Raw genomic sequence first — 8,902 nt, forward strand, 5'->3', positions numbered from 1 at the left:
CATAATGATAAAATATACAGAAGAGAAAACATTTACACAGGATCAGGTACAGGAGCTTTTTAAGTCGGTTGGGTGGATCTCGGCAGAATACCCACAGAGACTTCACAAAGCACTTATGAACTCACAGACTGTTCTTACCGCATGGGATGGTGGGTGAGCGCCTTGTCGGACTTGCAAGAGTGTTGGATGATTCAGAGCTGGTGGCATTTGTACACTATGTTCTTGTGCATCCTGAATATCAGGGGCAGAAAATAGCCGGAAATATGGTAGAATATATTAGAGATAAATATAAGAATTATCTGTACATAGAGGGAATGCAGGAGGACAGCAAGAATGTCGCTTTCTATGAGAGACACGGTTTCCACGTTATGGAAGGTGGCACACCGATACAGATATGCAATTTTTCGGATAAGAGGTAAAAGGGATGCACGATTATTTGACAGAGACAAAGATGCTCGACTATTCAAATGAGAATATCAAGCAGCTCATCAGAGAGAGAAAGTGGAGTGGCAGTTAAGGACTTTAAGAATCCTGTTATAGATTTTGACAGGAATAATACATATATCCAGAGCGAAGGTATCAATCAGGATTTCGGAGTGTATGATTCGCCGGATGAACTGTTAAAAGAACACCATCAGGAGATGTCAAGGGTGAAGGCGTTCCTGTACAGAAACTGGGGAAGGCATATGATGAACAGGAATGTCAGGAAGATCAGGGGTAAGTAGAATAGAATATGGGAGGTACACACATGGCAAAGAGAAAAACACTGCCAAAGGATTTTGAGCAGCTTGTGCAGACGGCAAGTGATGAGGACATCAAGAAGGTATTGGGCAAATGCGACATCAATGCATATGGCGGATACAACAAGGGAAATGCACTGGAATTTCCACTTTCAGAGGAGATGATGCGGTGGCTGATAGAGCAGGGGATCGACATCAACTATGTTGACCAGTATGGCTACACACCGCTGCTTTATCATGCTGGAAGAATGTCATCAGAGAAACAGGCAATAGCGCTGGTGAAGCTGGGCGCAGACATAACAGCCACCCAGGGCCTTGACAGAGAGACCGTAATGCATGTGGCTGTGAAGACTGGCAATCTTGAGCTTGTCAAATGTCTGATACAGGCGGGAGCAGATGCAGAAGTGACATCCAGATCAGGGGAGACTCCACTTGAGAGAGCGTTTCACTGGGCAAGGACATTTGATCTGATAAAGCTTGCGCCGGTAGCAGAGTATCTGATCGGGATAGGAGTTCCGGTCACAGATAAAATAAGAACATATATGAGAAGCGCGGCTGAGGATATAGAGTTTCGCAGGAAAGATATGAGTCCAGATATTATGCCGGAGCTTGACAGGGCGATGGAGAGTCTGTACGGACTGCTCGGAGTTGCCTCTGTTCCAAGGCGGGTAGAATATGACGGCACATCGCCGATCGTCATTCATGAGAAGCGCTGGCAGAAGCAGCATGGAGAATTGTGGAATCTTCTTGTGCCTGGTTCGGGACATGCGGGCACAGTTCAGGGCGAGGTCATCCGTATATCGGGAAAACTTGCCTATGAGATACTAGATAACGGATGCTGCAACTGGGATTCAGATTTCAAGAGCATGGCAAATGCCCTGTATCGATACATATGTATGGGCACACCACTTGACGTGGACGAGCAGAGAGAATTTGCCGGACTCATAAACGGCATCAAGGACGCCGATGAGACGGATATAAATAGACTCACAGAACTTTCGGTCAAATGGGTGACACTGAATCTGAATCCTATGGCAGTGGGAGAAATTGATTATAAAAGATAGATCAATTACTGTGACTTCCGTCCATAGCGGAAGTCACAGTAAGTTCCATTTTCGGCAAGGGTCTGAGTCCTTGTGAGCTTCAAGTCCATCATGTCAGCAAGCACGAAATCCATACGGCACAGATACTTTGCCAGTTCAAAGCATCCCTCGTCACGGCAGAGATTACAGATCCCGCAGTTGTGATAATCATAGCCGAGTACGAAGTCATCGTTTGGTCCGCCCTCGATGATGTCAAGAACCCAGTCATTCTTATAGCGTCTCAGATGAGATTCCTCAGACCATTTCTTCCTTCCCGGAAGCTTTTTTTCATCGAGATAGCTGTCTGCATTTCCAATAACCATATGAAAAAGTTTATTGTTGTACAGCCCGTCTTTGTACAGGCTGAAACATTCCTCCGGTGAAAGAGAAGTCTTTCTGTTTAGTGCGATGAAATATGCGCCCATGCAGTATGAGCTCATGAGGTGCGACTTTCCTATGTCATCGGCACGCTCAAGGACTGCTTTGTATTCGTTCTTTATAGCCTTACTGTCAAGGCTTAGATGCTGTGTTTTTGCCTGCTTCATGCATGAATTGTGAAAGAAATAACAAAATAATTTCTGCGTAAATCCATATTCCATAGTTACATATCCTTTCTATTCTATTTGACACCAGTCAAATTATCAATACAGGTCAATTATTGGCCTGTCGATTTATTTAAAGCGTATCTCGATTATCTGACACATGCAGGATTTGTCCAGGTGCTTAAAAACAGTGTTGAGTACAAATCCATATCGTTTGTCAAGAGGTCTGTACCCTGTGAGATATCCTTTCCTGATGACAGAACTGAATGAAGAACTCCAGCTCTTAAGTTCCGAGAGTTCATCGACACTGAAATAAACACCGATGTTGTCATCACAGTCCTTGAGCCATGTCTTCAGCATGTTCTTAAGCCCCTTTTTCTTCGTCGCGTCAAATACCAGCTTGCCTCCAGGAAAATGCTCAGCCATGGCGGCAAACAAAGTCTTAACCTGCTCAGTTTTGAAATAGTAGAATACCCCCGATGCGAAGAATACGATCCCGTCCTCAGGGCGGAAATCTATCTTGTCAAACCATGAGAGATCGTTGAGGTCACAGGCGATATTTGTCTCGCGTTCACGCTCACCTAAAAGTTCATTGCGGACAGCTATGGCGTCAGGAAAATCCAGATTGTACGCACGTGCCTGTCCGTTATCCACCTGGCTGAATGTTGTGTCGAGACCACAGCCGAGGTTCACAACACAGGCTCTTGGATGATCCTTGAGATACGATCGGCAGACGGATGCCAGATCATATTGTCTGGTGGCAGCCATGATAGCACCGATTTTCTCCATGATACCTTTCCTGTTATAGTCTATCTCGACCTCGTTGTATATTCTCTGGCAGTCAAGATCGTTAAAGTTTCCCGGATACATCTCCATGGCACGCTTTCTTCCGTACAGTGGAAGAAGAAGAGTTTCCTGGACAGAGCCCTTTTCGATTTTCTTTTTTTCCATTAGTTTTTCCTCCTATCTGCAGTCCTGCCTCTATTCCGTGCAGCAGAACATTCATAGCTTCCATAAAAGCAATTTTCATCTCTGGCGTGATTCCACTTTGACATGTGTCATCTGCGATTATTTCACAGACCATTGAGAATTCGGCCAGAGAGAGCATATACACGGTCCTTTCAGATAATTTTCTTGTTGCGATTCCGCGTTTGTACAATTCATCATAATACTTAATCGCAAAACCGGCGCTTCTTTCTATATAGATACTGCGGAATTTCTCCAGACATTTGCCTGAGTCATTTTTCAGCAGCATATGAAAGAGCTGCATGTCGCCCTCAAGCATATCGAATATATGTACTGATATCCTGGAATACAACACATTGAGCAGCTCGTCATCTGACATGGCAGTGAAGTCTATTCCGATCATGGATTCAGTGACTTCCATGAGCTTTCTGCCGCTTTCCTCAAATATCTCGTCAAACATTTCCTCTTTGCCTGAGAAATGCTTGTATATTGCGCCTGCGGTTATACCGGCCCTTGCGGCGATTTTACGCATGGACGCCTCCTGATATCCAACCTCAAGAAAGACTTCCATGGCACTTTTCAGTATTGCCGCCCTTGTTTCCTTTGTACTTCCCCGAATGATAGCCACCTCCATTTACTATTTGGTAAACAACGTTTACTTTATATCACATGGGATTTGCAAAATCAAGCGGCCAGAAGATTAAGTGAGTTAATTGAAAATTTCTATCATTAAGCGACTGATGTAACAATATGCCTTTTAGGCATAACAGATAATTCGATATAGGTATTAGACATATAGATATATCAGGACTAAAATAAGCATGTATTGAAAAGTACTTGCTTATTTTTATGCTCATACATTCATAGGATGTGTGGGCGGATATTGGAATGTGTCAGGTTTTTGACGAAGACTTGACATGCAGCATCATTCCACGTCAAAGGTGATTAGAATGGGATGACGTTTAGTTGAAGGAGGTTTACATAATGTCAAAAAAGCTTATAGCATATTTCAGCGCAAGTGGAACCACGAAAAAGGTTGCAGAGATGATATCGGAGGCAGCAGGCGCAGACCTGTACGAGATCAAACCAAAGGAGCTGTACACCAAGGCTGACCTTGACTGGATGAACAAGAAATCCAGAAGCAGCGTCGAGATGAGCGACAAGAAGCTTAGACCGGAGCTTGATGATTCAAATGCACATATTGAGAATTATGATGAGATCATACTTGGATTCCCTATCTGGTGGTATGTGGCTCCGATGATCATCAATACATTCCTTGAGAAGTACGACTTCACAGGCAAGAAGATCACATTGTTCGCAACATCAGGTGGAAGCGGATTTGGCAACACGATCAAGGAACTCCAGCCGTCGGCACCGGGAGCTGAGTTTGTAGAAGGCGGACTGCTCAACATGGCAAACAGACAGGAGATCGAGAAGTGGGTAGATAAAACCCTCGCGTAAAGAATAGATGTATGACAAATTATTGAAGGATGATAATAACTTTCATACATCCAACGAATAAATGAAAAAGAGTTACATTTGGAAGGAGAAAAACAATGGCAAAGATAGTACAGACAGCGGGAAGAAATGCACTCGGAGAGTTCGCTCCTGAGTTTGCACATTTTAATGACGATGTTCTCTTTGGGGAGAACTGGAACAACAATGACATCGATGTAAAGACCAGAAGTATCATAACTGTTGTGGCACTTATGGCACAGGGAATCACTGACTCATCGCTGAAGTTCCATCTTCAGAATGCGAAGGATCACGGTGTATCACAGAAGGAGATCGCAGCGGTCATCACACATGTTGGCTTCTACGCCGGCTGGCCAAAGGCTTGGGCAGTATTCAATCTTGCAAAGGAAGTGTGGAATGTAAATGAGGGCGATCTTCCATATGAGGATGAGTCCATGAGAGCACATGCAAAGAGCATGGTATTCCCTATCGGACAGCCAAATGATGCATTTGCTCAGTATTTTATAGGACACAGCTATCTCTTTCCAGTATCGACTAGTCAGGTCGGAGTGTTCAACGTGACATTTGAGCCGGGTTGCAGTAAACTGGCATATCCATCACGCAAAGAGCGGTGGCGGACAGATCCTTGTATGTGTCGGTGGACGCGGATACTATCAGGAGGAGGGCAAGCCTGCAGTTGAGATGAATCCAGGCGACTGCATCAACATTCCTGCTGAGGTAAAGCACTGGCACGGCGCAGCTCCTGACAGCTGGTTCAGCCATCTTGCAATCGAGGTTCCAGGTGAGGAGACATCAAATGAATGGTGCGAGCCTGTGACGGATGAGGAGTACGGAAAGCTTCAGTAGGACTGTAGTAGATAACGCAAGTGACAATATCATATGAAATATAGAGACCATCCGAGTATAAATATGATTCGCGGTTGAATGCGAATGGATATTTATATCCGGGTGTCTTTTTGTTTCGACAAGAGCCTTGACGGATATATGATAACCACTGTACCTTAAGGGCGGCGATGTGGTAAGATGTAAGATAGAAAATATTGGAGTGCTAGAAAATACTGTGGAATAATACCGTATATTAAATACTGAGAATTTACAGTGTGAGTGATATAATGAAGCAAGAAAGTTGATGTAAGGATGTTGATGTAATGGAGGCAGCTGGACAAAAGAAGTATCGAATGTAGAAGTATGATGGAATAATGTAGTATCGAAGGTGAGATGGATGGACAACGGAAAAAAGACATACAATTTCTGGGGCTGGAAGAATGCAGATGCACCGGCCATCACAGATGAATATCCGGGGATAAATACCCCAACAGATCTATACGATGCGCTGAGTCATATCTGGTGTGCAGACACCTGTGCGCCGAGGATGAGGGACAGATGGACAAAGGATAACATGACGCTGGGGCAGTGTTCCATCACTGCTTTTCTGGCACAGGATATATTTGGCGGAAAGGTGTACGGTATAAAGAGACCGGGTGGAAACTATCATTGTTACAATGTGATAGGTGACTGCGCTTTTGATCTCACAAGCGAGCAGTTCGGCGATGAAGTCTTGAATTACGAGGATAATCCAGAGCAGCAGCGGGAGGTACATTTTGCAAAGGAAGAGAAAAGACTGAGGTATGAGTATCTGAAGGCTGCGCTCGGAGAATATACAAAATGATGTAGATAACAAATATGACATTCTGAAAAAGAGCATAAGATAATTAAGCTCGTTGTGATAGTAACGTGTTATCGTACTCGCACATTATGATATATAGTATATAGAGTGCGATATAAATCCATAGACCGGAGAATACATACAGAATGTATAGAAACAACAGGATGGAGAAAATGGCGGAAATAGAGAAGGTAATATTTATGAATATGTGCATGGTATATGATCACGCTGGGCGTGTACTGGCACTCGATAAAGTAGGGAAAAGCTATTCTGGAACGACATTCCCTGGTGGACATGTGGAACCTGGAGAGACATTCACAGAATCGGTGATACGAGAGATATATGAGGAGACCGGGCTGACCATAAGCAATCCAAAGCTCACCGGAATATATCACTGGATGACCGGAGCTGTGAGAAATGTCGGATTTCTGTACAAGACGGATGAGTATCAGGGGAAACTTATATCTTCAGAAGAGGGCAAAGTGTACTGGATATCGGGAGAAGAGTTCCTGCTAAAACCGCTTGCACCAGGAATGGAACAGGTGTGGCAGATGATGCACGATGACAGTGCGTCGGAATGTCTGCAGACACTTACGGAAAATGGCATAGTTTCAAAGATACAATAACAATAAAAGTTTAATGGGATTTATGGGGAAAAGAAAATGTCAATATTTTCAGATATATCAAATCTTTCAAATAAAAAACGTAAATTGGAGGTGCCAGCGCCAGATACAAAATTGCTCGTGAGGGGGATAGTGTTGTTGGCATTGGGACTTCTCGGAGCCTCAGTCTATACAGTTGAGGATATAGATAAGACGCCGGCTCTTGTTTTTCTGTGTATTGGAGCGGCTTTGATCATAGCCGCTATAATTTCTTTGATCTGTTATGGAAAACAGGTGACAGCATTTAAGAAATATACTCCAACATGGGAGAAACACAGAAGTATATTTGATGATTTCGCCATAGAATTAAATCATTGGTATGATTCTGACATGCGTCCACGCAGCTGTGATGGAGACACATCATATATTCTTCGCCTTCAGAAGGATAGAATGGCACGGAAAGGCATTCGTATGATACAGCATACATCACCTGTGAAGAGAGAAACGATGGGAACTACAAGAGTGCCTCGAAAGACATCCTGGTACACAGTTGATCTCATGTATGAGGGTGTTGACAGACATCTGCAATTCCAGAATTCAACCGGCATAATATATGAGCGTGTAACTGAAGATACGATGTACGAGACAGTTGTCCATACTCCAAATGAGCAGGAACTTACACGTATGTCCATGTCTTGTCCAAACTGCGGTGCAGTTAGTCCTGTGGCAGCTCTCACGGAAGGCTACCCTTATTGTCGTACGGTTTTTCGTATCAGTGATCTGTTTCCCCGTGTAACAAATATATTTTTTATACGAGAGAATGCTTCTACAAAGAATCAGAAGAAGATGGGAAAGGCCACAGGGATAACAATGCTGGTTTTCTTCCTTGCATGTTTTATACCTTCTTTTCTCGACCGGGAAACTCCAATACCGCAGGCTTTGTTAATGTCATTTTTTGTAGCACTTATTATGGGCGGAATATTTGGATATATAATTTCTATTATTATATTTATGACAAAACAGTTCAACAGGGATGGACGAAAGAGAATACCGTTCTGGTCCTATGTGACAACAAAAGGAAAGGTCAAAAGTGCATTTGCACCATATGATCCGTATTTTTCATTTGAGAAGTTTGAGGGACAGATCATATCTCTTATCCGTATGGCGATTATGTCAGACCACCCGGAGAATCTGGCATCATATTGTGGTGGAACATTAAATCCATATTTTCGGGATATTATAGAAATGACATATATGCAGGCTATGACAGTGCAGGATATACATATGGAGGGAAGTCATCTGTGCATGACACTCAGAACATGGTGGATAAATTACAGTGAGAAGAATGGACGCGTCAACAGGTGCGGAGACTGTATAGACGTTACACTTCGGAGAAATGTTGCTTACATGGAACCTCCTGGATTCTCCATTACATCTGTGTATTGCAGGAATTGTGGAGCAAGCTTTGATTCTGTCCGTCAGAGAAACTGCCCATATTGCGGAACCGTATATCACATGGAGAATGAAGGTTTTATAATTGAAAGACTTGAGCTGGTATAAGCAAAGAGTATAGATACAATATAAGCTGAGTATAAAGGAAACGGAGAAACTAACAGGTATAGTATCTTAAAATCTGATTATAACGAGGAATATAAAAGAAAGAAATAAAAAGAAAATAAGAAGAGAATAAGAAAATACATAATAGGAAAAACACAAAAATAGAAAAAAGAAAAAATATGCTTGACATTGTAAAATGATGGTGGTATCTTATAAAAGCTGTCGCGTGAGACGGTGTCAGAAACATCTATAAAGCATCAGATTTTGAGAT

General features: G+C 43.1%; 11 protein-coding genes and 1 pseudogene. 9 read left to right on the forward strand and 3 right to left on the reverse strand.

Annotated elements, in window-relative coordinates; genetic code table 11:
- The first annotated feature begins 4 nt into the window (after positions 1 to 4).
- From ABUA31_RS13875 to ABUA31_RS13890, 4 genes are all read left to right on the forward strand, one after another.
- Positions 5 to 157, forward strand: coding sequence for a hypothetical protein (locus tag ABUA31_RS13875; RefSeq protein ID WP_004853620.1), 153 nt, complete (start codon positions 5 to 7; stop codon positions 155 to 157).
- The gene (locus tag ABUA31_RS13880) at positions 147 to 419 is read left to right on the forward strand and encodes a GNAT family N-acetyltransferase (protein ID WP_004853622.1); all 273 of its coding nucleotides are present in this window, start codon (positions 147 to 149) and stop codon (positions 417 to 419) included. The genes ABUA31_RS13875 and ABUA31_RS13880 overlap by 11 nt, the downstream gene beginning before the upstream one ends.
- Positions 420 to 506: 87 nt before the next feature.
- Positions 507 to 725 carry a hypothetical protein gene (locus tag ABUA31_RS13885; RefSeq protein WP_330369790.1) on the forward strand — a complete coding sequence of 73 codons (219 nt, stop codon included), beginning with the start codon at positions 507 to 509 and terminating at the stop codon, positions 723 to 725.
- A gap of 23 nt (positions 726 to 748) precedes the next feature.
- A complete protein-coding gene (locus tag ABUA31_RS13890) occupies positions 749 to 1,804 on the forward strand; it encodes an ankyrin repeat domain-containing protein (RefSeq protein WP_349819043.1) in 1,056 nt (351 codons plus the stop codon).
- Positions 1,805 to 1,809: 5 nt separating this feature from the next.
- Here the strand turns inward: ABUA31_RS13890 and ABUA31_RS13895 are convergent, their stop codons facing one another.
- From ABUA31_RS13895 to ABUA31_RS13905, 3 genes are all read right to left on the reverse strand, one after another.
- Positions 1,810 to 2,421: an L-2-amino-thiazoline-4-carboxylic acid hydrolase gene (locus ABUA31_RS13895; protein ID WP_349819042.1), complete on the reverse strand. Its 612-nt coding sequence runs from the start codon at positions 2,419 to 2,421 to the stop codon at positions 1,810 to 1,812.
- 72 nt (positions 2,422 to 2,493) lie between these two features.
- The gene (locus ABUA31_RS13900; RefSeq protein WP_015533340.1) at positions 2,494 to 3,315 is read right to left on the reverse strand and encodes a class I SAM-dependent methyltransferase; all 822 of its coding nucleotides are present in this window, start codon (positions 3,313 to 3,315) and stop codon (positions 2,494 to 2,496) included.
- Positions 3,215 to 3,964, reverse strand: coding sequence for a TetR/AcrR family transcriptional regulator (locus tag ABUA31_RS13905; RefSeq protein WP_349819041.1), 750 nt, complete (start codon positions 3,962 to 3,964; stop codon positions 3,215 to 3,217). Before ABUA31_RS13905 ends, ABUA31_RS13900 begins: the two co-directional genes overlap by 101 nt.
- Positions 3,965 to 4,314: 350 nt before the next feature.
- Between ABUA31_RS13905 and ABUA31_RS13910 the strand changes: the two genes are divergently transcribed.
- The 5 genes and pseudogenes from ABUA31_RS13910 (at position 4,315) to ABUA31_RS13930 (ending at position 8,634) form a co-directional block, all read left to right on the forward strand.
- Positions 4,315 to 4,791, forward strand: coding sequence for a flavodoxin (locus tag ABUA31_RS13910; protein ID WP_349819040.1), 477 nt, complete (start codon positions 4,315 to 4,317; stop codon positions 4,789 to 4,791).
- A gap of 95 nt (positions 4,792 to 4,886) precedes the next feature.
- A pseudogene (locus ABUA31_RS13915) lies at positions 4,887 to 5,652 on the forward strand (carboxymuconolactone decarboxylase family protein).
- A gap of 376 nt (positions 5,653 to 6,028) precedes the next feature.
- Positions 6,029 to 6,475 (forward strand): YunG family protein, encoded by a 447-nt coding sequence (locus tag ABUA31_RS13920; protein WP_015533406.1) that lies wholly within the window; start codon positions 6,029 to 6,031, stop codon positions 6,473 to 6,475.
- Between the two features lie 170 nt (positions 6,476 to 6,645).
- Positions 6,646 to 7,098 (forward strand): 8-oxo-dGTP diphosphatase, encoded by a 453-nt coding sequence (locus ABUA31_RS13925; protein ID WP_161172291.1) that lies wholly within the window; start codon positions 6,646 to 6,648, stop codon positions 7,096 to 7,098.
- A gap of 135 nt (positions 7,099 to 7,233) precedes the next feature.
- A complete protein-coding gene (locus tag ABUA31_RS13930) occupies positions 7,234 to 8,634 on the forward strand; it encodes a zinc ribbon domain-containing protein (protein ID WP_349819039.1) in 1,401 nt (466 codons plus the stop codon).
- The last annotated feature ends 268 nt before the right edge of the window (positions 8,635 to 8,902 follow it).

Source organism: Coprococcus sp. RTP31081st1_H1_RTP31081_211007 (assembly GCF_040227275.1).
GTDB classification, from domain to species: Bacteria; Bacillota; Clostridia; order Lachnospirales; family Lachnospiraceae; genus Coprococcus; species Coprococcus aceti.

What these genes read in the sequence shown, in the direction of transcription:
- ABUA31_RS13875 (WP_004853620.1), top strand. Translation starts at nt 5, where the DNA reads ATGATAAAATATACAGAAGAGAAAACATTTACACAGGATCAGGTACAG.
- ABUA31_RS13905 (WP_349819041.1), bottom strand. Translation starts at nt 3,964, where the DNA reads ATGGAGGTGGCTATCATTCGGGGAAGTACAAAGGAAACAAGGGCGGCA.
- ABUA31_RS13910 (WP_349819040.1), top strand. Translation starts at nt 4,315, where the DNA reads ATGTCAAAAAAGCTTATAGCATATTTCAGCGCAAGTGGAACCACGAAA.
- ABUA31_RS13880 (WP_004853622.1), top strand. Translation starts at nt 147, where the DNA reads ATGGTGGGTGAGCGCCTTGTCGGACTTGCAAGAGTGTTGGATGATTCA.
- ABUA31_RS13925 (WP_161172291.1), top strand. Translation starts at nt 6,646, where the DNA reads ATGGCGGAAATAGAGAAGGTAATATTTATGAATATGTGCATGGTATAT.
- ABUA31_RS13920 (WP_015533406.1), top strand. Translation starts at nt 6,029, where the DNA reads ATGGACAACGGAAAAAAGACATACAATTTCTGGGGCTGGAAGAATGCA.
- ABUA31_RS13890 (WP_349819043.1), top strand. Translation starts at nt 749, where the DNA reads ATGGCAAAGAGAAAAACACTGCCAAAGGATTTTGAGCAGCTTGTGCAG.
- ABUA31_RS13895 (WP_349819042.1), bottom strand. Translation starts at nt 2,421, where the DNA reads ATGGAATATGGATTTACGCAGAAATTATTTTGTTATTTCTTTCACAAT.
- ABUA31_RS13900 (WP_015533340.1), bottom strand. Translation starts at nt 3,315, where the DNA reads ATGGAAAAAAAGAAAATCGAAAAGGGCTCTGTCCAGGAAACTCTTCTT.